The sequence below is a fragment of the Micavibrio aeruginosavorus ARL-13 genome (assembly GCF_000226315.1).
GTDB classification, from domain to species: domain Bacteria; phylum Pseudomonadota; class Alphaproteobacteria; order Micavibrionales; family Micavibrionaceae; genus Micavibrio; species Micavibrio aeruginosavorus_B.
This window is the reverse complement of the sequence record NC_016026.1, coordinates 1,377,491-1,399,642: the sequence shown is the minus strand read 5'-3', so window position 1 is coordinate 1,399,642 and position 22,152 is coordinate 1,377,491. Positions and strand designations below refer to the sequence as shown.

The window sequence follows — 22,152 nt, the reverse complement described above, 5'->3', positions numbered from 1 at the left end:
GCGTCACCCCGGCGTACGCCGGGGTCTTCGTCCGTTATGGCTGGAAGATCCCGGCTTTCGCCGGGGTGGCGGCCTATAAATGCGGGGCCACAATAGCACCGCGAAGGCCGGAATTGAAGGACCGGGTGCGGGTCTGTATGATGCGGTTGCGAAAGGACCTTAACCTATGCCCATCCCCGCAGATTTGCGCGAAAAAATTGATAATTTGATGGCCGGAACGGGGTTGAACGCCGTGCGGGATGCCGCCGAGGCCGTTTCAACGCGCTATCGCCGTGAAGGCAGCTTCGCCAAGGAGGGCGCCAACCTGCAAATCCGCGATGGGGCCGAGGCCTTGGCCTATGTCGGTACGCGTCTGCCCGCCACTTATGGTGCGGCGGAACACGTGCTGGGTCGCTTGCCGGATGATTTTACGCCCCGCACGATGCTGGATGTTGGGGCCGGGCCGGGAACGGTGGCGCTGGCCGCGCTGGATCATTTCGACAGCTTGCGTCAGGTGACATTGATTGAACCCAATGCGCATTTGCGCGGCATCGGGGCCAGTTTGGTACCCAATGGCAATTGGATCAATGGCGATCTGGTCGGGGTTGAAATGCCGGGGAAAGACTTCGATCTGGTCACGGCGGGCTATGTTTTGAATGAACTGAATGCACGGGCGCGGGCGGCGGTGATTGATAAGCTCTGGGCCGCGTGTTCCGGCACATTGGTGATTATCGAACCCGGTACGCCAGAGGGCAGCGCCGTGGTGCAAGGTGTGCGTGACCATTTGCTGGAAAAAGGCGCATATATAGCCGCACCGTGCCCGCAAATGGGGACGTGCCCGTTACATGATGCGGGAAAACGGTGGTGCCATTTTTCCCAACGGGTGGAGCGCAGCAAGCTGCATCGGTCATTGAAGGGCGGGGCGCTTGGGTATGAAGATGAAAAATTCTCCTACATCGCGTTTTCCCGAATGCCGGTGGCGTTGCCGCAAGGGCGCGTGCTGGGCCATGTGGCCGGGGCCAAGGTGATGCAGGTGGAAATGTGTGATGATCAAGGCGATTTCGGTACGGCGCAGATCGCCAAAAGCGATCCGCGGTACAAAGAGATCAAGCACCTTGATTGGGGCGATGCTGTCGATTTCTCGTTGTAAAACGAGAAATATCTACATCTGGTACGATGGCCCGGTTTTTACAATGGATTTAACGCCATCCGTGTTTTCAACCTGTTCCACGAAGTTTTCTTTGCAGATCAGGGTCAGTTGTTGCCCTTCATGCGACGGGGCACGTTTCAGAACCAAAACGGCCTGATTAAATTCACGGCCCATGTCGAGCAGGGCATCGCGCATTTTATCCTGATGTTTGGAATCGTGGCTGTGCAGTGTGACAATGTATTTGTCGGACATCGTTGTGCTTTCTCTATACCGCAGTTTTTACTTTTTTATCGTTGGTTAAAAAAGCCGGGCGCGTATGGATGGCCCGGCTTCTTTCAATCGTTATCTATCAAAAACAGCTTACGGTTTGCAACCGCCGCAGCACGGGGTGTGCGCGTGTTTTTTGATGGATTCTACGCCAGCGGTGTTTTCAACCAATTCGGCGAATTCTTCGTTTGCAACCAGTTTCAGGCTCAGTTTACCATCTTTGCCAACCGGGTTCTTGACGATATCGGCTGTGAAGTTGAATACAAACGCCATGTCGGAAATTGCGTTTTCCATTTCTTCGATGTGGGCGTGCGGGGAGACCAGGTTTTGATCGGCTAGGGTTACGGTGTAGGTGTGTTGTGCGCTCATTGTACGATTCCTCTATTATCCTTTGGGGGTGTGCCCATTCGGGCTGATTTCGTGGGCGAATTTGCGCCGTTTTTAAGCGGACGTCAATATATTTTTCATATTATTAAGAATAGGAGCCAAAAACCCGTCCGATCACGGCTTTATCCCTGTAAAGCTTGCTTTACGGCGGGTCATACGCTATGAAAAGCCCACAAATTCAAGGACCTTTACACGTATTGGCCGGCCATCCGGGCCCGCCAGATGAACCATCAGATTGAAACGATTGCATGACCACCTTTGAAGATTTGGGCCTGAGCCCTGAAGTTCTGAAAGCCGTTGAAGAATGCGGCTACACCACACCGACCCCCATTCAAGAACAAGCCATCCCCGTGGTTTTGATGATGCGCGACATTGTTGGTCTGGCGCAAACGGGTACGGGCAAGACGGCCAGCTTCACATTACCGATGATTGAAATTCTGTCCGGTGGCCGGGCCAAGGCGCGGATGCCGCGTTCGCTGGTGTTGGTTCCGACACGCGAATTGGCGGCACAGGTTGCCGAAAACTTTGACACCTATGGCAAGTACAACGCGCTGACCAAGGCTTTGCTGGTCGGTGGTGAATCCATGGGCGACCAGATTAAATTGCTGGATCGCGGTGTGGATGTTCTGATCGCAACGCCGGGTCGTTTGCTGGATCTGTTCGAACGCGGGAATATCCTGCTGAACGACATCAAGGTTCTGGTGATCGACGAGGCCGACCGTATGCTGGATATGGGGTTCATTCCCGATATCGAGAAGATCGTGTCCAAGATCCCGCCGATGCGTCAGACATTGCTGTTTTCTGCAACAATGCCGCCGGAAATTAAACGTCTGGCCGACAAATTCCTCAGCAACCCGAAAACCATTGCGGTTGCGGCCCCGGCGTCAACCAACGCCAATGTGCGTCAGGCGCTGGTGTGGGTGAAGGAACGTCAGAAGATGGAATTGCTGGATGCTTTGATCCAGCAGGAAGACGTGAAAAACGCGTTCATTTTCTGCAACCGGAAAAAAGATATCGCGGGTCTGGCAAAATTCCTGCAGAACCACAATTATGCCGCCGCGCCGTTGCATGGTGACATGGTGCAATCCGCCCGTACAAAAACGTTGCTGGACTTCAAAGAAGGTCTGGTCAGCTTGCTGGTCTGCAGTGACGTGGCCGCGCGTGGTTTGGATGTTGATGCCGTATCGCACGTGTTCAATTTCGATGTGCCGATGCATGCCGATGATTACGTGCACCGTATTGGCCGGACGGGCCGCGCCGGCATGACCGGGCGCGCCTGGACCATGGCCACGCCGGATGACACGAAATATGTCGCCGCGATTGAACAGCGCATTCAAAAACCGATCCCGGTTGAAACGGTTGAGGGTTTTGATGCGCCGCAGCCGGGTGAAGCCAGCGAAGGTCGTAGAGAGAGTGGCCGCGAAGGTGGTCGCGGTGGTCGTGATCGTGGCGGCCGTGACCACAAGGCTGGCGGACGCAATGACCGTGGCCAGCAACAGGCCCGTGGGCCGCGCCGTGAGGATGCTGCCCCCCGCCGGGATGATCAGCCACGCCAACCGCCGCGTGAGCAACGCCCGCCGCAAGCCCGTGACCAGCGCAGCGAACAGCCACGCCCGCAGCAGCAAAACCCCCAACACAATAAACGCCCGCGCCGGGACCATGATGATGACGGGCCGGCCAGCTTCGGGGATGATCTGCCGGCGTTTCTGCGGAAGTAATCGACCATAAAATCCTATAAAATCTGCCGTTTTTTCAATCCGTTGGCTTGACTTGCCTCGGCGCATCCATGATCATGGGGGCGGGGTTGGGTCTGGCATTCGCCGGGCCTCTTTTTCGTTTTCTAAATTGTCTTTGGGGATGGCATGTCCAGCCTTTTCCGTTTGCGTAAAGCCGCGTTGTTATGTTCCTGCCTGATCTGTCTGGCGGGGACGCCTGTCGTTGCGCAAACGCTGGAGCCTGAAAAAGGCCCGGTGGATTTTGTCGCCGACAATCTGGTCCATGACGATCAAACCCAAACCGTCACCGCAACGGGCAACGTTGAAATGGTGCAGGGTGGCCGCACGCTGAAGGCCGATAAAGTTATTTATAATTTGACGACGGATAAGGCCAAGGCCGTGGGCAATGTCGTGCTGACCGAAGCCAACGGCGATGTACACCGCGCCGAGGAACTGGAATTATCCCGGCAGATGACGGAAGGCTATGTCGATCATGTCTATTCGACATTGGAGGACGGATCGCGTCTGTGGGCGGAGCGTGGTGTGCGCGCAGGCGGAAATGTCACCACGTTGAGCAAAGCCGCCTATACTCCATGCGAACCGTGTGAAACCAATCCTGATGCGGAGCCTGTCTGGCAGATCCGCGCGGGTGAGGTCATTCATAACAAGGAAGAACAGCGCATCATCTATCACAATGCGACGTTTGATGTCTTCGGCGTGCCTGTATTCTGGACCCCGTATGTGTCCCATGCCGACGGTACGGTGAAGCAGAAAAGCGGATTGCTGACGCCCAGTTTTGGATACAGCAGTGATTTGGGCCTGCAAATCAGCAACAGCTATTACTACGCCATTGATCCGCACCGCGATGCGACGATTGGCGTGACGGCGATGACCGATCAATTGCCGCTGGTGTTTGGCGAATATCGCCATCGTTTCAACAATGCCTATCTGGAAATGAGTGGCGGCGCGACCTATTCCAGCCGGACCGAAGATGTCGGTGGTGAGGATGTTGAGCAAGATGAAGAAGCGCGCGGCCACCTGATTGCCGATGGCTTGTGGAACATCAATGAAAAATGGCGCGCGGGGATTGGGCTGGAAATCGCATCGGATGACCAGTATATGCGCCAGTATGATTTCAGCGATGATGACGTGCTGGAAAACCAGATTTACGTTGAACGTTTTTCGGGGCGAAATTACGCCGTTGGGCGTTTGCTGTCGTTCCAGGATATTCGTATCCGCGAAGAACAGCGTGACCAGCCCAATGTCCTGCCGGAAATGCAGGTGTCCATGCTGGGTGAACCGGGCCAGATGCTGGGCGGGCGATGGAGTGCCGATCTCTCTGTCCTGAACCTGCACCGTGAGGGTAGCGGACAGGACATGGACCGGATTGTTGCGGAACTGGGCTGGCAACGCCGCCTGACTAGCGATACGGGATTGTTGACCACGGTTGACCTGAAATTGCGGGGCGATGGGTATTATACATCAGATCGCGATATTGCCGACACGGAACCGGGTCGCAGCAACGAAGGCAAAGAGACACGCGGGTTTGCCAGTGCGCATATCGTGACAACCTATCCTGTGGCGAAGGATTTCGAGCGTTCGCAATTGGTGATCGCGCCGGAAGCCGCATTGACCGTATCGCCGAACATCAGTTCAGAAAGCAGTAACATCCCGAACGAAGACAGTCAGGACGTTCAGCTGGACGCCAGTAACCTGTTTTCCAGCGACCGTTTCCCCGGTTATGACCGGATTGAAGATGGGTCACATGCGACATACGGCGTGCGGACGGGCGTGTATGGCTATGATGGCAGCAAGGGTGAAGTGTTCCTTGGTCAAAGCTATCGTTTGGACGATAATACCACGCCGTTCCCGGAAGGGTCCGGTTTATCCGAAGATACATCCGACCTGGTGGGGCAGGTTATTGCCAGCTACAAGGATATGATGGATGTCAATTACCGCTTCCAGCTGGATCAGGATGACATGTCATCGCGCCGTCACGAAGTGGACGCCATTGCCTATCTGGGGGCGATTACGCTGGGAAGCCAGTATTTATACACCAAGGCGATTGAAGGTGCAGAGCTGAGCGAGGACCGTGAACAGATCCGTGGGGCGCTGGCCTATCGTTTCAGCGAAGAATGGCAGGCGCGTACAGGTATTCTGTACGACATGAGTAACGATGAAGAAAAAGGAATGCGTGAAGCAATTTTTGGCCTGGATTATCTGGGCCAGTGTTTCACTCTCTCCAGCACGCTGGAGCGTAACCTGACGCGTGATTCATCGGGTGAAAGCGGGACGGAGATTATGTTCCGGATCGGCCTGAAGCAGATTGGTGAATTTTCAACGTCGGGCGTGAACCTGTCCAGCTCTAGCGATGACGATGATGATTGACCTTTTAAGGGGTTAATCCAACCAATCCCATCAATCCGGCTTTGCTGTGCAATTGGATGATATCAGGTTTTGACTGGTTTCCTGCTGTGCGGCCGCCAATTGTAATATCGGTATCCATTGGGCCAGCGCCTGGGCCATCAATATAAATTTCAATCAATCCATAATCGAAATTTTTCATCAACGTGCGGGTTTCCTTGGTTCCCGCATCCTCAATCGTAATGTGGTCAGGGAATTCATCGCCGCCGAATTTCAGCGTACCGGATGATGCCGTGCGGAACAGGGCGTCCTGAATATTCAATCCTTCATTCGGTGTGAAAATAATTCCGGCCAGGCCCGTCAGCGTGCCTGACAGCCGCGTATTCTTCCACCCGGCAACCGACGTAAATTCATCCATGTCCAGATTGTGGATGTCCAGTTCAATCATGCTTGGCATATGCCGCCATTCCCCACGCATCCATTCCGCGTTATCCAATCCGGTGATGGACAGGTCATAGGTTTTTTGCGGGGCCGTTGTGCGGGCTGTTGCTGTAACGATCATGCCTGGCCGCGATTGTTTTTCACGCACGTCATCACTCGGTACGGCAATGGCGTGGCCGTTTTGTTTTAAGACACCCGCGCCCAAGGCGGCGAACAGATCGGCGGCGTTGTCCACCTGTGCGCGGATGGTGGCGCTTTCGGTCTTGCCAATGGTTCCGGCCCAGTCCGCGGTTATATTCGTGCCCTTTGCTCCGCCGGCCAGCGCGGCCTGCATCGTGGCTTTCATGGCTGGGGCCGGGCCGTTGAGCGTGGCCGTCATGCCGTTCATGGCAATGCCGTGATAGACGAATTGCCCGGCGGCCAATTGGGCGCTGATCGTAACGGGTTGGTTCGGTGCGGCATTCAGGATGGCCCAGCCGCCCATGCGGCTGGCCATGATGGTTTTCATGTTGGCCTTGCCGTCCTGAATTTCAAAATCGGCAGAGAGTGTCCCATCCGCTGCCACTTCGCCATTGGCAGAGATTGTCGTGGTGAGTTGATATTGCGAACCCCAAACAACGCCCTGCAACCGCACGCCGCCATCGGGCAGGGTGGTGGCTTGTCCTTTGGCCTCCACACGGATAGCGCCCGCCGGGCTGTTCATATCAATCTGCACGGCGTTTAGTGCGATATTTTGAATGCTGTTCTTTTTAAAAAGCGCAGGCAGGGATTGTTGCGGGAATTTCATGTCGCCGCGAAACGGCAATAACAACGCTGCGGCATCAATCGTCAATGTTGCGCGGTCAATGGTAATGGATGGCATGCCGCCCAGAAATGGCATCAGCATGGCCAGAGGCCCGTTGATGCGCATTTGTTCGATGGTGCTGAACCCGTCTTTATCAATCTTGATATCACGCAGAATGATTCCACCATCCGCCCACTCGGCCTGACCGCCGTGGGCATGGGTGAAGCCAAGCATGCCCAACGCCTGATGCACACGCCATTTTGCCAGCAGCCCGGATCCGCCAAACGCCAATCCGGCGCAGACGATCAACAGGAGGGCGGCAATGCTTATAACGGTCTTTTTCATCGGGTTTCAGGATAAGCGGAATGGGCGTTTTGTCCATCATGAAAAAAGCGCCCATGGAAAAATGCAAGGTCCAGTGAAAAAAGCGCCGGGAGGGTGTCTCCGGCGCTTTTTAACTTGGTGATGCGGTTAAGCTTACTGGCCGTAGCGATAGGTCGGCTGCGGGGCCGGGTACGGTTGCGCGTTCTGGTAGTAGTTGTTGTTATAACCACCATTGTTACGGCGCATTTGCTGCATCTGAATTTGTTGGTATTGGCGGTTTACGCGGTTCCAGTCTTCATAAGCGCGTTGCTGGTTGCAATCGGCTTCCAGCTGGTTGATGCGCGGTTGATTGATGGCCTGATTAGCGCGGTCGCCCACGATGGAACCAACAATACCAACGGCGGCCCCTGCTGCGATGTCACCGATGCGGTTGCTGCGACCACTGCGGATTGCACCGGCGGCCATACCAACGCTGGATGTAATTGCGCGTTGCGTGCCGTTGGACGGTTGTGTGTTACGAATAGCCTGATTCAAGGCACCGCAGGCGTTATAGTGAACGCGGACCGGGGCACCATATGGATCCATGCGAACGCCGTTCGGGGCAACTTGTGTATTTTGCATGCGTTCCGGAGCTTGCGTGCTGCCATATTGCGGCAGACCGCCATACGGGTTTGATGTTGCGCAGCCCGTGCTCAGCACAGCGGCAGTGGACAGCAAGGCACCAGCGAAATATTTGGACAGTTGTTTTTTCATTTTAACACCCTCTTTTTTGATCGCGCTTCATTGGTTTATGCGCGGAATAACAGTGAAATTACGGGATCTGCGGGTTTTTGTCAATAAAATTTTACATAACAAATTGCCGGGGCGTATACAAACGACCAAAATCCATGAGGTTTTGGCTATCTGCTTGATATTTATGGGAATTTTTCCTTAAATATCCAAATCCCGCACAAATTCAGCGTTGTCCTGAATAAAGTTAAACCGTGCCTCGGCATTCCGGCCCATCAGCCGTTCAACCAGATCGTCGATGTCGGCGGATGCGGCAATGGTCGGGCCGGTGTCATCATCCATCGTTTCGGCGGTCAGGCCCAGCGCCGCACGGGCGTCCGGGATGGTGACGCGGATCAGCGTGCGCTTGTCCGGGTCCATCGTGGTTTCCTTCAACTGCGCGGCGGGCATTTCACCCAGACCTTTAAAGCGGCTGATATCCACCTTGCGGTTTTTGAACTGGGTCGCCAGCAATTCGTCCTTGTGCGCGTCATCGCGGGCATAGGCGCTGAGCGTTCCGGCGCTAAGGCGGTATAGCGGCGGCTGGGCCAGATACAAATGGCCCTTTTCAATCAACGGGCGCATTTGCGTATAGAAGAAGGTAACCAGCAATGACGCAATGTGCGCGCCATCGACATCAGCATCCGTCATGATGATGATGCGTTCATAGCGCAGATTGTCGATTTTGCAGTCCTTGCCGATGCCTGTGCCCATGGCGAGGATCAAGTCTTGAATTTCCTGATTCGCGCGCATTTTGTCTTTGGTTGCGCTGACGACGTTCAGGATTTTACCACGCAACGGCAAAACGGCCTGTGTATCGCGGCGGCGGGCCTGTTTCGCGGATCCACCGGCGGAGTCACCCTCGACCAGGAACAATTCGGTATCGATCGCGTTGGTGCGGCTGCAATCCGACAATTTACCGGGCAGGCGCAATTTCCGCGTGGCGGATTTGCGGGCCATGTCCTTGTCGTCTTTGCGGCGCTGGCGTTCCTCGGCACGTTCAATCAGTGTATCCAGCAACAATTTGGCCGAGGCCGGATCGCCCGACAGCCAGTGGTCGAAATGGTCCTTGATCGCGGAATCGACCCAGCGGGTGGCTTCGGCGGTGACCAATTTTTCTTTGGTCTGGCCTTGGAATTGCGGATCGCGGATAAAGACGGAGAGCAGGATCGCGGCCCCACCCATCACATCATCGGCGGTGATAATGCCGGCTTTTTTATTGCCAACCATATCGCCATAGGACCGCAGGCCACGGGCCAAAGCGGTGCGCAGGCCGCTTTCATGCGTGCCGCCCAGCGGGGTCGGGACGGTGTTACAATATGTATGGCTGAACCCTTCGCCATCATCCGGCCAGGCCACAGCAAATTCCACGCGGCCCGCATCATCGGGCAATTTTGCCTGACCCGCGAACGCCATCGGCGTCACCGTCGGGCGGCCATGCAGGGATGCGGTCAGGAAGTCCAGCAAACCATTGGGGAAGTGGAACGTCGCCTTGGCCGGGGTTTTGGCCCCTTCGGGCAGGCAGGCCGGGTCGCATTCCCAGAGAATTTCAACGCCGCGATACAGATACGCCTTGGATCGCGCGATCTGGTACAGCATGGACGGGTGCAGTTTGGCGCTTTTGCCAAAAATTTCATGGTCAGGCAGGAAGGACACTTTGGTCCCGCGGTGGCTGGCCGGGCCGATTTTCTGCAGCTTCGAGGTCGGAAGGCCGCGGGCAAAGCTCTGGCGATACAGGGTCTTGTCGCGGGCGACGTCAATCACCATCCATTCGGACAGGGCGTTGACGACCGATGACCCCACGCCGTGCAGGCCGCCGGAGGTTTCATAGTTCTTGCCGCTGAATTTCCCGCCGGAGTGCAGGGTGGTCATAATGACCTCCAGCGCAGACTTTCCGGGGTATTTCGGGTGTTCATCCACCGGGATCCCCCGGCCATTATCGCTGATTTCCACCGATCCGTCGGCCTTCAGGGTCAGATAGATCTTGTCGGCGTGGCCGGCCACGGCCTCGTCCATCGAGTTATCCAGAATCTCGACCACCAAATGGTGCAACGCGCGCTCATCCGTGCCGCCGATATACATACCGGGGCGGCGGCGGACAGGCTCAAGACCTTCCAGCACCTCGATATCCGAGGCGCCATAAGATGTGTCTTTTGCGGAATTTGACGGTTTTTTCATTTGGTTAGCAAAGAGATCAGCCATAAAATGAACGCATTCGGTCTGTATTTTGTTTCGGTACGGTGGAATAGGATACTTAACCGCCCAAACCCTTGTTGCAAGCGAAAACCCATGAATAAGCCCGGTTCAGCACAGGAATCTCTCGATATGCCCGCGGAAATCGCGGGGAAGGTGCCCAGTTTGCGGACCTTTCCCATGCCCGCCGATTCCAACGCCAATGGCGATATTTTCGGCGGCTGGATCCTGTCCCATATGGACTTGGCTGGGGCGGCCCGGGCCTATGACTATGTCGGGGGCCGCGTCGTGACCGTGGGGATTGAGGCGATGAAATTCCATAAGCCCGTCTTTATCGGCGACGAAATCAGTTTCTATACCGAGATCGCCCGCGTGGGCCGCACGTCGGTGACCGTGAAAATTGACAGCTGGTGCCGCCGCCGTGATACACGCAATTACGTCAAGGTGACGGAGGGGCTGTATACCTTCGTCGCCATCGGTGACGACCGTCAGCCTGTGGAGATCAGAAAATCATGATAAACCCGCTCCGCGTATCTTCTGTGCTGTGTTTGTTGATGATGGTTGGCGTTGTGACGCTGGCCGTGCCCAAGGCCTGGGCGCAGGCGTTTGACGTCAAAAAAATCAGCGAATTGCCGGATTACCCCATGGACCCGGCCAAATTTGAAGCGGCCACAACGCTGTATGAAGACACCCCGCTGGGTGACAAATTTCTCGCCTATAAAATCCGCCTGCCCAAGGATTGGAAAAAATCCGCCGATGACAATCTGCGCTCTCAGGATTTGAGCAAGCGCCTGTTGGGTGAAGTTGCGCGCTATTACGGCCCGGTCACCGGCGATGTGCGCAGCCGTTTTGTGATTATGGCGCTGGAACTGGACCACGAAATTACAGCCCGCAACTGGTTCCTGCATTATATCCTCTCACGTGGTTATACGTTGCAGGGCATGAAGGAACTGTCCGACCGCCGGGTTGAGGCGTTGTATATTCAGATGGAAAAGGACACGCCCTTCGTTGTCCGCGCCACCGCCGAAATCAACGGCCCTCGTATGATTTTGAGCATGGTGTATATCCCCGAAGCCCTGTGGAAGGGGCAAGAAGGGATGCAGGATGCGATTATTGATTCCTTCAGTTTCATCGCACCGGAAGATTCTCGCCTCAGCAGTATTCAAACATTCGCGTTCCTCGACCTGCTGCGCTTTGATTATCCGACATCGTGGCGTTTGCGTGCGCCCAGCATCCAATCCATCGACGTGATGGAAGCCAGCGTCATCAACACGCGCGATGAAAAGACGCTGAACGGTGAAATTGATATCAATATCATCTCCACCGAACTGGATACGACGCTGGCCGAAGAGGTGAAGGCGCTGCAGAAAGAGCTGGAAGAACGCGGCATGGTCATCGGCGCGATGATCGAACAGCCCGCCGATTACAAATTCCAGCCGCAGGTGTCCTATAACCGCGTCGAAGTCTACGAAATGACCAACAAGGAAAAATCAATCCAGGATCACGAATACTGGATCGCCGTGTTGATCGAAGACCGCTACTACTACATCGTCACCATGCTGACCCCATCCCGGAACGTGGATTTCTACACGTGGGCAGGGAATACGGAAGCGTTTGGGCGCGTGATTCAGTCGATGCGGCCGTAGGATAGTAAGGGCCTGTGCCAATTATTGAGCAAAGTTCACTGACGTTTTTCTCGTCTAATGTTGGTTAATTGTATGTTCAGATAAACATTTCCAGACTTATTCACGCGTTCATCTTGCATCGCCTTGAAGTAGGCGTTTTCATAGGAAGCACACGCGTAATCATCCGCTGTTGCGCCCAATTGATTTGGGTACATATCGCTATTATCGATTCTAAAATATTCAATTTTATTGGGAGGATAGTAGAAATAAATTCCCCATTCGAACATATCGCCGTGACGTGTGTCTGATCGTTCTCTGTTGATTACGATCAAATTATTAGCTTCTATGTTTTTAAATTCCGATACAGATCTTATAGCGTCACCCTCAGCGCCGGCTGCTGTGAAACAAACCCTTTCCCAATTTCCGGGATGGATTTCAGAAACTCTGATCACTTCATCTTTCATTTTTATGTGATCTTTGATTTTTGTAGAAAATTCGCGATCTTGCTTTGTCATGCTGTCTAGGCAAGAGGTCTGCATAAATTGCACGCATAAAATTAAAGAAAGAAAAATTATCTTGCGTGAGTGTTTGGAGCAAAGCGGCTTAGTATATGACCCGGTACGCTGTGATTTCATATTGCTCTCATGCTTATAGGTGGTTTTGACACAGTGGATTTTCTTACAAACCAAAACGCCCGGCGCAAAAATACTAACTCGTGCTAAATGTGTTTACAATGTAAAGTTTTGCAAATTAATAGTGCAATTTTATATGCGAAGCATGGTGCTTGAGCAAAAGAAAAGCCGGGGCTTTCACCCCGGCTTTTCTTTTTATCTCTATCGCAAATCCTACGACGAATAATACATCTGGAACTCAATCGGGTGCGGCATGGTCTCATACGCCATGACTTCTTCCATTTTAAGTTCGATGTAACCGGCGATCATGTCGCGGGTGAAGACGTCGCCTTCCAGCAGGAAGCTGTGGTCCTGTTTCAGGGACTCGAGGGCTTCGCGCAGGGAGCCGCACACGGTCGGGACGCGGCGCAGTTCTTCGTCCGGCAGGTCGTAGAGGTTTTTATCCATCGCTTCGCCCGGATGGATTTTGTTTTTGATTCCGTCCAGACCAGCCATCAGCATGGCGGAGTAGGCCAGATACGGGTTGGCCAGCGGGTCCGGGAAGCGGACTTCCACGCGTTTGCCCTTCGGCGAAACGGAGTGCGGAATCCGGCAGGACGCGGACCGGTTGCGAGCGGAGTAGGCGAGCAGAACCGGCGCCTCATAGCCCGGGACCAGACGCTTATAGCTGTTGGTCGTCGGGTTGGTGAAGGCGTTCAGCGCGCGCGCGTGTTTGATAATGCCGCCGATATAGAACAGGCACATTTCAGACAGGCCAGCATAGCCATCACCCGCGAACAAAGGCTTGCCGCCCTTGGACAACGATTGGTGCACGTGCATGCCTGAACCGTTATCGCCGTAAACCGGCTTCGGCATAAAGGTTGCGGTCTTGCCATAGGCGTGGGCGACGTTGAAAACGACATGCTTGTAAATCTGCATGTTGTCGGCGCAATCGACCAGTGTAGAGAATTTGATACCCAGTTCGTGCTGGCTGGCGGCCACTTCGTGGTGGTGCTTTTCAACCGGAACGCCCATGGTGCGCATGACAGAGAGCATTTCCGCGCGCAGATCAACGCCGCTATCCACCGGAGCATCCGGGAAATAGCCGCCCTTCACACGCGGGCGGTGGCCCATGTTGCCATCGGCATAAGTGCGGTCGGTGTTGCTCGGCTCTTCAATGCCGTCCAGTTCATAGGCGACTTTGTTGCCGCGTACGGCGAATTTCACATCGTCGAAGACGAAAAATTCAGCTTCCGGTCCGAAATAGGCCACATCGGCCAGGCCCGTGGTTTGCAGGTAGGCCTCAGCGGCCTTGGCAATGGAGCGCGGGTCGCGGACATACGGTTTTTTCGTTACCGGGTCATACACGTCGCAGAAGATTTTCAGCGTCGGTTGGGCGGTGAACGGGTCGATGGTGACGCGGGTCACATCCGGCATCAGAACCATGTCGGATTCGTTGATGGCCTTCCAGCCAGCGATGGAAGAGCCGTCAAAGAACACACCATCGGTCAGCAGGTCCTTGTCGACCGTATCGACATGCTGGGTCGTGTGTTGTTGTTTTCCGCGCAGATCGGTGAAAATAAAATCGACATATTCAATGTTGCGATCGGTAATGGCCTTCAGTAAATCGGCCACGCTTTTGATGTTCAGCTCTGCGTCGGACATGGGTTCCTCTAATGCTTCCGAAAGGGGTGTTAAACTAAGCTATTGTAATCATTGCATTTTAGATATGCTTTAAAAGCAATGCTGTCATGCAATTTTATGCTATCTCTTTTAAGTATCACGACAGTGTGCCCCTGTCTATCGCAAAGCACAAATATTTTTCAGGTTTTTGTGGTGCATTTTGTTCCCCCCTTGTTATTACCGCCGCCCTTTCTCTGGCATTCCCGCGAAAGCGGGAATCCATGGCAATGTGTACCTATCGTATGGATCCCCGCTTTTGCGGGGATGCCGGAGGTGGGGAATGTTGTCCGCGACGCGGTGGAAATATGTAAGAGAAACTCTTGACTATATTTCGCAAATCCTGCATCTACAGGGGCCTTCGGCCTTTTTATGTGGCGACTGTAGCTCAGCTGGTAGAGCACTCGGTTGTGGTCCGGGTTGTCGCGGGTTCGAGCCCCGTCAGTCGCCCCATTTTCCCTTTCGAATCAATTCACTGGGTTTCATTTTCATGGCTGAATTTCCCGATCATCAGCACATTCTGAGCGTGTCGCAAATGGCGCAGGCCGATCATTTGGCGTTGCCGTTGGCGGGGCAGGATGGATTTGCCTTGATGCAGGCGGCGGGTCTGGCCGTGGCGGAGGAGGCAAAACGCCTTCTGGGGCGGCGAACCTTTCTGGTGCTGTGCGGGCCCGGCAACAATGGTGGAGACGGCTATGTCGCGGCCATGAACCTGCGGGCCGAGGGCATGGATGTGCGGCTTTATGCGCTGGCCCCACCTGCGCAAATGACGGGGGATGCGGCCAGGGCCGTAACCGGATGGACGGGCCCGGTGCGCAACTTTTCCGAACTTTTGAACAATCTGGAGCATGGTGATTTCGATCCGGATCGAACCGGCGTGATTGATGCGGTGTTTGGGGCCGGGCTGTCGCGTGCCTTGGATTTTCCGGTGAAGGACGCCTTCGCTAAAATCCGTGCGCTGGATTTGCCCGTGATTGCCGTGGATGTGCCAAGCGGTGTGAATGGTGATACGGGCGCGGTGGATGAGTCTGCCCCTAAGTGTCTGGGCACAGTGACATTCTTCCGCAAAAAGCCGGCCCATGTGTTGATGCCCGGAATGGATCAATGTGGTCTGGTCAGTGTTGCGGATATTGGCATTCCTGATGAAGCGATTGAAAAAACCGGATGCGTGGCGGCAGAGAATACGCCGTCTTTGTGGGTGGATTCCGTGCCTGCAACGCAGCGGGGGCAGCATAAATATGACCGGGGCCATGTGCTGGTTCTGGGTGGGGGGCGTCTGACGGGCGCGGCGCGTTTGGCTGGGGCGGCCTCCATGCGGATTGGGGCCGGGGTTTGCACCATTGCGGCCCCAGCGGAGGTGCAGCGCATTTATCAAACCGGGCCCGCCCATATTATGAGTGCGGTGGCGGATACGCCCGCCGCGTTTCTGGAGCTGGCCGGGGATGCGCGGCGCAATGTCTTGTTAATAGGGCCGGGGGCGGGATTGGACTGCGCGGATGATCTGCGCGCCATCGTGCTGGGGGCCTGCGGATTGGCGGGGCGCAGTGTTGTGCTGGATGCCGATGCGATCAGTGCCTTCGCGGGCCATGCCGATGAATTGTTTCACGTGGCGCATGATCATTGCATCCTGACCCCGCACGAAGGGGAATTTGCCCGTTTGTTTGGTGATTTGCCGGGGTCCAAGATCGACCGCGTGAAAGAGGCCGCCAAGCGGAGCGGGGCGGTGATCCTGCTCAAAGGGGCAGATACAGTCATTGCGGCCCCGGATGGAACCTGTGTGGTCAGCACCCACGGCCCGTCCTGGCTTGCCACGGCGGGGGCCGGGGATGTGCTGGCGGGGATGATTGCCGGGCTGGTGGCGCAGGGCGTTGCCCCGTTCACAGCCGCCTGTATGGCGGCCTGGATGCACGGCGAAACCGCATGGCGCTTGGGTCCGGGGCTGGTTGCGGCTGATTTGGCCGAAGGAATCCCGGGAATATTGAGGGATTGGGCTTGAATTTGCCGCGCTTTTCTGGTTTGTGAAGGGTTCAATTTCAGGCCGCGCCAGTGCGGCTCTGGGATGCGGATGTGGCGGAATTGGTAGACGCACTGGATTTAGGTTCCAGCGGGGTGACCCGTGGGGGTTCGAGTCCCTTCATCCGCACCAATGAATTTTGTTTTAATATCAACATCTTGCAAAGAGAACTTAAGATGCAGGTTAAAGAACTGAAAAAAGAAGGCCTGAGCTGCCAGTATGAAGTGACGGTTACGGCCCAGGATATCGATGCACAGGTTGATGTGCGCCTGCAGGAAGTTGGTGAAACGATCAGCCTGCCGGGTTTCCGCAAGGGCAAAGTGCCGCTGAAACTGCTGAAACAGAAATATGGTCGCTCGGTGATGGCCGAAGTGATTGAGAAAGTCGTCAATGACGGTGCGCAAAAACTGATCACTGAGAAGAACCTGCGCCCAGCTCTTCAACCGAAATTTGAAGTGACGTCTTTTGACGAAGGCAAAGACCTGACCTACACGATGGCTGTTGAATTGCTGCCGGAATTTAAGGTTACGGACGTGAAAGCCATCAAACTGGTGAAGCCGGTTGTGAAAGCCGACAAAAAGGAAATTGACGAAACGCTGGAGCGTATCGCGAAATCCAACGCCGAATACGAAACCATCACCGAATCCCGCCCGACGAAAAAAGGCGACGTCATCGTGATGGACTTCCACGGCCGCACCGCGAAGGACAACAAACCGCACCCGGGCATGCACGCACACGGTGCGAAGCTGGAGCTGGGCAGTGGCCAGTTCATTCCGGGCTTTGAAGACCAATTGGTTGGCAAGTCCGTTGGTGACAAGGTTGAAGTGAAAGTGACCTTCCCGGAAGCGTACCACGCGGCCGAATTGTCGGGTCAGGATGCGATTTTCGACGTTGAAATCCACGAAATCCAAGTGGCCAAAGACGCGAAAGTGGACGACGATTTCGCCAAGAAACTGGGTCTGGACAGCGAACAAGCGTTGCGCGACCTGGTCGAAAAGCAAATCCAAAGCCAGTATGACGATGTCAGCCGTATGAAGCTGAAACGCGCTCTGCTGGACGCGCTGGATGAGGCCCATGATTTCGAACTGCCGCAGGGTATGCTGGATCTGGAATACAACAACATCCTGAGCCAGGTTCGTATCGAGCGTCAGGGCGACCTGAAAGACGGCAAATTGGAACTGACCACCGAGGAAGAAGACGAATTGCGCGCAATCGCCGCCCGTCGTGTTCGTCTGGGTCTGGTTCTGTCCGAAATTGGTCGTGAGAACAACATCCAGATCACCGATCAGGAAATGCAGCGCGCCGTGATTATGGAAGCCCAGCGCTTCCCGGGTCAGGAAGGCGAAGTGTTCGAATATTACCGCAAAAACCGCCAGGCTCTGGAAGCTTTGCGCGCACCGGTATTCGAGGACAAAGTTGTCGATTTCCTGTTCGAATTGGCTGACGTGAGTGAGAAAGTCGTTACGGTTGAAGAGTTGACCAAAGAAGACGACACCCCGTACACGGGCAAAAAAGCCGAAAAAGCGAAGAAGAAGGCTTAATCTGGATTATAAGATGATCGGATGACCGGAATCTCGGAAACGGGGTTCCGGTCGTCTTTTTGATGCATTTTCTTTCGGATCATCCAACCATCTGTTCATCCGATCATCCAAACCCCCTTGAACAATCAGGATTCAGGCGATACGGTTGGCTTATGGCGAATCTCGCCATGTCCTGCATCCACCTTATTCACGCCGAGAGTCCAGACAATGATTAGAGAACGCGATCCAGTAGACCTTTTCACAAACACGCTGGTGCCGATGGTTATCGAGCAGACCGCCCGTGGGGAGCGTTCGTTTGACATTTATTCGCGCCTGTTGAAAGAGCGCATTATTTTCCTGACCGGCGAAGTGGAAGATCATGGTTCCGCCCTGATCTGCGCGCAGTTGCTGTTTCTGGAATCGGAAAACCCGAAAAAAGAAATCTCGTTCTACATTAACTCCCCGGGCGGTGTTGTGACCTCCGGTCTGGCGATGTACGACACGATGCAATACATCAAATGCCCGGTGGCAACGGTTTGTATTGGTCAGGCCGCGTCCATGGGCTCTTTGCTGCTGACTGCCGGTGAAGCAGGCAAGCGTTTCTCTCTGCCGAACTCCCGCATCATGATTCACCAGCCGTCGGGTGGTGCACGTGGTCAGGCGACGGACATTGAAATTCACGCCCGCGAAATTCTGCGCCTGCGTGAACGTCTGAACCAGATCTATGTGAAGCACACGGGCCGCAAGCTGAACGAAATCGAAGTGTCGATGGAGCGCGATAATTTCATGTCCGCCGACGAAGCCAAAGCCTTCGGTCTGATCGACCACGTCGTCGAAACCCGCCCGAAAGCATTGGAAACGGAAAAGCCGAAAGAATAGGGCGTTTTCCTAAAATATCCTTTTGTTCAAGCCCGCTATGGATCGTCCGGTCCGGCGGGCTTGATTTTTAGGGCGTGCATTAACATTTGATTGAAACAGGCGGGGCCGGACCTTTTGGATTATTCAAAAACTCAATAAATCCGGCAATCTCCTGTTAAGAATTGTGGTACTATAGTGGGTCAATGCCTTTTCTGGCGATCTCACATTTTACGTAACATACAGCACAAGCGAGTGAATATGATCGGTTTCCAGTCTTCATCCAAAGACGCTGTTCTTCCTGTCCTGCCTTTGCGTGACATTGTTGTGTTTCCGCACATGATTGTCCCGCTGTTTGTGGGACGTGAGAAGTCGGTGAAGGCTCTGGAGAACGTGATGCGTGAGGACAAGCAGATTTTGCTGGCCACGCAAAAATCCCCGTCTGTGGATGATCCGGGTCCGGATGATCTGTATATGGTCGGGACCATTGGTACCATTTTGCAATTGCTGAAACTGCCCGACGGAACGGTGAAGGTTCTGGTCGAGGGCAGCCGCCGTGTGAAGATCAACACCTACGCCGCGCATCTGGATTATCTGGAAGCATCCGTCACGGACGTGATCGATGATGTGAAGGAAGACGAGGAAAGCGAAGCGCTGGCCCGTGCCGTCGTGAACCAGTTTGAACAGTATGTGAAGCTGAACAAAAAAATTCCGCCGGAAGTGATTGTGTCCGTGAACCAGATCGAGAACATCTCGAAACTGGCCGATACGATTGCTGCACATCTGGCGCTGAAGATTGAAGAGAAGCAGGAATTGCTGGAAATTCCACTGACCATCGATCGTCTAGAAAAAATCTTTGGTTACATGGAGGGCGAAATCGGCGTTCTGCAGGTTGAAAAACGCATCCGTAACCGCGTGAAACGCCAGATGGAGAAAACCCAGCGTGAGTATTATCTGAACGAGCAAATGAAGGCCATTCAGAAAGAGCTGGGCGACAATGGCGAAGGCGTTGACGAGCTGACCGAGCTGGAACGCAAAATCGATGAATCCAAAATGTCGAAGGATGCCCGCGACAAGGCGAAGGGCGAGTTGAAAAAGCTGCGTTCGATGAGCCCGATGTCGGCGGAAGCCACGGTCGTGCGTAACTATCTCGACTGGATCCTGTCGGTGCCATGGAACAAACGCACTCGCGTGAAGAAAGACATCAAAGAAGCCCAGCACATTCTGGACAAAGAGCATTATGGTCTGGAGAAGGTCAAGGAGCGTATCCTTGAATATCTGGCCGTCCAGCAACGTGCGAACAAGGTGAAGGGCCCGATCCTGTGCCTGGTTGGTCCGCCGGGTGTTGGTAAAACATCGCTGGGTCAATCCATTGCCCGTGCGACGAACCGCAATTTCGTGCGGATGTCGTTGGGTGGCGTGCGCGATGAAAGCGAAATTCGTGGTCACCGCCGCACCTATATCGGCGCGATGCCCGGTAAAGTCATTCAGGGGATGAAGAAGGCCAAATCATCCAACCCGCTGTTCCTGCTCGATGAGGTGGACAAGCTGGGCCAGGATTGGCGCGGCGACCCGTCCAGCGCATTGCTGGAGGTTCTGGACCCGGAACAAAACACGACGTTCAACGATCACTATCTGGAACTGGATTATGATCTGTCCGATGTCATGTTCATTTGCACGGCGAACAGCCTGAACATGCCGCAACCGTTGCTGGACCGTATGGAGATTATCCGTGTGGCCGGTTACACCGAGGATGAGAAGCTGGAAATCGTCAAACGCCATTTGCTGAAAAAGCAAATCAAGGCGGCTGGGCTGAAGCCATCTGAGTTCAAGGTGTCGGATGCGGCGATCCGCGATTTGATCCGTTATTACACGCGTGAAGCGGGTGTGCGGAATCTGGAACGCGAAATGGCCAATCTGTGCCGTAAGGCGATCAAGGAAATTCTGATGCGCGGCAAAGATGGCGGCGTGTCGGTAACACCGAAAAACCTCGAAAAATATGCGGGTGTTCGCAAATATCGCTTCGGCGAAATTGATGAGCAGGACCGCGTTGGTATCGTGAACGGTTTGGCCTACACCGAATTTGGCGGCGATCTGCTGTCGATCGAGGCTGTGACCATGCCGGGTAAAGACGGCAAAGTCTCCACCACGGGTAACTTGAAAGAAGTGATGCGTGAATCCATCACTGTGGCGGAAATGCTGATCAAATCACGCGCGGCGAAATTCGGCATCGATTATAAGAAGCTGAATGAAACCAGCATCCACGTTCACGTGCCGGAAGGCGCAACACCGAAAGACGGTCCGTCCGCCGGTGCGGCGATGACCACGGCAATCATTTCGGCGCTGACCGGCATCGAAGTGCGCAAGGACGTGGCCATGACGGGCGAGATCAACCTGCGCGGTTATGTGACCGGCATTGGCGGCCTGAAAGAAAAATTGCTGGCGGCATCGCGTGGCGGGATTAAGAAGGTTCTGATTCCGCAGGAAAATGAAAAAGACCTGGCGGATATTCCGGCGAATGTGAAGAAGATGCTGGAGATTATCCCGGTCAATGCCATCGAGGACGTGCTGGCCCACGCCCTGATCCGGCTCCCGGAGCCGATATTAGGGAAAGAAGAGGGTGAAATCGACCCGGTTACGGCAAAAACCGCAGAAAATAAGGGGGAAGGCGTGATTCGCCATTGATGCCCCCCTAAAATGGGCGTAAAAATGTGGGGTCCGAAAGGCGCAGATTCCCTTGGGTTTTGACCAAGGACGGCGCGGGTTCGGGCCCCACATTCTTTTTCTGGCTGTGTGTATTTCTGGCCGAATGCGAATGATGTGGTTTCTGGCATTTTGTCTTTAACACGATCACAGAGGGGGAAAACCCGTGAACAAACAAGATCTGATCAACCACGTTGCAAAAGTGACCGGCCTGGCCAAAGCACAAGCGCAAGAAGCTGTAGAAGCCACGTTCGAAGGCATCAAAGAAACCCTGCAAGGCGGTGACGATGTCCGTCTGGTTGGTTTCGGCACCTTCACGGTATCCGCACGCGCTGCCACCACGGGCCGCAACCCGCGCACGGGTGAAGCCATTGCAATTCCGGCCTCCAAACAGCCGAAATTCAAAGCCGGTAAAGAGCTGAAAGACGCTGTAAACGGCTAATCCTTCGGCCTGATTTCAGGTTTTAAACCCCCGTGGGAGCGATCCTGCGGGGGTTTCTTATTTCCGGTGATGAAAATGAAGAAAAACGAGAAAATAGGGCTTGAAAGTGCCTTCGTTTTTGCGTAAATCTACGCCCCTGACGACGGCGCGCGCTTAGCTCAGCGGTAGAGCAACTCGTTTACACCGAGTGGGTCGGGAGTTCAATCCTCTCAGCGCGCACCATTTTCTCTAAAAACCCCCGCTTTGGCGGGGTTTTTTAATGTTTATTTTCAGCCTGTTAGGGGCGTGGTTCTGCCCCAAATTTGCCATCCTGTTTAAAAGGGAATATTA

Annotated in this window: 17 protein-coding genes and 3 tRNA genes; 13 read left to right on the top strand and 7 right to left on the bottom strand. The window is 54.6% G+C overall.

Annotation, left to right across the window (positions count from 1 at the left end):
* Nucleotides 1-166 precede the first annotated feature (166 nt).
* On the top strand, nt 167-1,129 hold the full coding sequence (locus tag MICA_RS06610) for a small ribosomal subunit Rsm22 family protein (RefSeq protein ID WP_014102941.1): 963 nt from the start codon (nt 167-169) through the stop codon (nt 1,127-1,129).
* A 12-nt stretch (nt 1,130-1,141) separates the two neighbouring features.
* On the opposite strand, the gene MICA_RS06605 is transcribed toward MICA_RS06610, so the two are convergent.
* Together MICA_RS06605 and MICA_RS06600 are read right to left on the bottom strand one after the other, a co-directional pair.
* Nucleotides 1,142-1,381 carry a hypothetical protein gene (locus MICA_RS06605; RefSeq protein WP_014102940.1) on the bottom strand — a complete coding sequence of 80 codons (240 nt, stop codon included), beginning with the start codon at nt 1,379-1,381 and terminating at the stop codon, nt 1,142-1,144.
* A 108-nt stretch (nt 1,382-1,489) separates the two neighbouring features.
* Nucleotides 1,490-1,765, bottom strand: a complete 276-nt coding sequence (locus MICA_RS06600) for a hypothetical protein (RefSeq protein WP_014102939.1) — start codon at nt 1,763-1,765, stop codon at nt 1,490-1,492.
* Nucleotides 1,766-2,031: 266 nt separating this feature from the next.
* On the opposite strand from MICA_RS06600, the gene MICA_RS06595 reads away from it, so the two are divergent.
* Together MICA_RS06595 and MICA_RS06590 are read left to right on the top strand one after the other, a co-directional pair.
* Complete coding sequence (locus MICA_RS06595) at nt 2,032-3,501, top strand: DEAD/DEAH box helicase (protein ID WP_014102938.1); 1,470 nt, start codon at nt 2,032-2,034, stop codon at nt 3,499-3,501.
* 144 nt (nt 3,502-3,645) lie between these two features.
* Nucleotides 3,646-5,886: an LPS-assembly protein LptD gene (locus MICA_RS06590; protein WP_014102937.1), complete on the top strand. Its 2,241-nt coding sequence runs from the start codon at nt 3,646-3,648 to the stop codon at nt 5,884-5,886.
* A gap of 4 nt (nt 5,887-5,890) precedes the next feature.
* Here MICA_RS06590 and MICA_RS06585 read toward each other — a convergent pair whose 3' ends face one another.
* The 3 genes from MICA_RS06585 to parE all read right to left on the bottom strand — a co-directional run bounded on the left by MICA_RS06585 (nt 5,891) and on the right by parE (nt 10,381).
* Nucleotides 5,891-7,432, bottom strand: coding sequence for an intermembrane phospholipid transport protein YdbH family protein (locus MICA_RS06585; RefSeq protein ID WP_014102936.1), 1,542 nt, complete (start codon nt 7,430-7,432; stop codon nt 5,891-5,893).
* A 132-nt stretch (nt 7,433-7,564) separates the two neighbouring features.
* Nucleotides 7,565-8,164, bottom strand: coding sequence for a lipoprotein (locus MICA_RS06580; RefSeq protein ID WP_014102935.1), 600 nt, complete (start codon nt 8,162-8,164; stop codon nt 7,565-7,567).
* A 177-nt stretch (nt 8,165-8,341) separates the two neighbouring features.
* The gene (parE, locus tag MICA_RS06575; RefSeq protein WP_014102933.1) at nt 8,342-10,381 is read right to left on the bottom strand and encodes a DNA topoisomerase IV subunit B; all 2,040 of its coding nucleotides are present in this window, start codon (nt 10,379-10,381) and stop codon (nt 8,342-8,344) included.
* Between the two features lie 123 nt (nt 10,382-10,504).
* On the opposite strand from parE, the gene MICA_RS06570 reads away from it, so the two are divergent.
* Together MICA_RS06570 and MICA_RS06565 are read left to right on the top strand one after the other, a co-directional pair.
* Nucleotides 10,505-10,888, top strand: a complete 384-nt coding sequence (locus tag MICA_RS06570) for an acyl-CoA thioesterase (protein ID WP_014102931.1) — start codon at nt 10,505-10,507, stop codon at nt 10,886-10,888.
* Nucleotides 10,885-12,018, top strand: a complete 1,134-nt coding sequence (locus MICA_RS06565) for a hypothetical protein (protein ID WP_014102930.1) — start codon at nt 10,885-10,887, stop codon at nt 12,016-12,018. Before MICA_RS06570 ends, MICA_RS06565 begins: the two co-directional genes overlap by 4 nt.
* Nucleotides 12,019-12,053: 35 nt before the next feature.
* Here the strand turns inward: MICA_RS06565 and MICA_RS06560 are convergent, their stop codons facing one another.
* Nucleotides 12,054-12,632 carry a hypothetical protein gene (locus MICA_RS06560; RefSeq protein ID WP_148260438.1) on the bottom strand — a complete coding sequence of 193 codons (579 nt, stop codon included), beginning with the start codon at nt 12,630-12,632 and terminating at the stop codon, nt 12,054-12,056.
* 210 nt (nt 12,633-12,842) lie between these two features.
* Entirely contained in the window at nt 12,843-14,273 is a 1,431-nt protein-coding gene (glnA, locus tag MICA_RS06555) for a type I glutamate--ammonia ligase (protein WP_014102928.1), read from the bottom strand.
* A 392-nt stretch (nt 14,274-14,665) separates the two neighbouring features.
* Between glnA and MICA_RS06550 the strand changes: the two genes are divergently transcribed.
* From MICA_RS06550 to MICA_RS06515, 8 genes are all read left to right on the top strand, one after another.
* Nucleotides 14,666-14,741 (top strand) — tRNA-His (locus MICA_RS06550).
* Between the two features lie 37 nt (nt 14,742-14,778).
* On the top strand, nt 14,779-16,284 hold the full coding sequence (locus tag MICA_RS06545; protein ID WP_014102927.1) for a bifunctional ADP-dependent NAD(P)H-hydrate dehydratase/NAD(P)H-hydrate epimerase: 1,506 nt from the start codon (nt 14,779-14,781) through the stop codon (nt 16,282-16,284).
* A gap of 65 nt (nt 16,285-16,349) precedes the next feature.
* A tRNA-Leu gene (locus MICA_RS06540) sits at nt 16,350-16,434 on the top strand.
* A 44-nt stretch (nt 16,435-16,478) separates the two neighbouring features.
* On the top strand, nt 16,479-17,843 hold the full coding sequence (gene tig, locus MICA_RS06535; RefSeq protein WP_014102926.1) for a trigger factor: 1,365 nt from the start codon (nt 16,479-16,481) through the stop codon (nt 17,841-17,843).
* 207 nt (nt 17,844-18,050) lie between these two features.
* Nucleotides 18,051-18,701, top strand: a complete 651-nt coding sequence (clpP, locus tag MICA_RS06530) for an ATP-dependent Clp endopeptidase proteolytic subunit ClpP (RefSeq protein ID WP_014102925.1) — start codon at nt 18,051-18,053, stop codon at nt 18,699-18,701.
* 237 nt (nt 18,702-18,938) lie between these two features.
* A complete protein-coding gene (gene lon / locus MICA_RS06525; protein ID WP_014102924.1) occupies nt 18,939-21,362 on the top strand; it encodes an endopeptidase La in 2,424 nt (807 codons plus the stop codon).
* A 184-nt stretch (nt 21,363-21,546) separates the two neighbouring features.
* Nucleotides 21,547-21,822 (top strand): HU family DNA-binding protein, encoded by a 276-nt coding sequence (locus MICA_RS06520; RefSeq protein ID WP_014102923.1) that lies wholly within the window; start codon nt 21,547-21,549, stop codon nt 21,820-21,822.
* 147 nt (nt 21,823-21,969) lie between these two features.
* Nucleotides 21,970-22,044: transfer RNA gene (locus tag MICA_RS06515), tRNA-Val, on the top strand.
* Nucleotides 22,045-22,152: the final 108 nt, after the last annotated feature.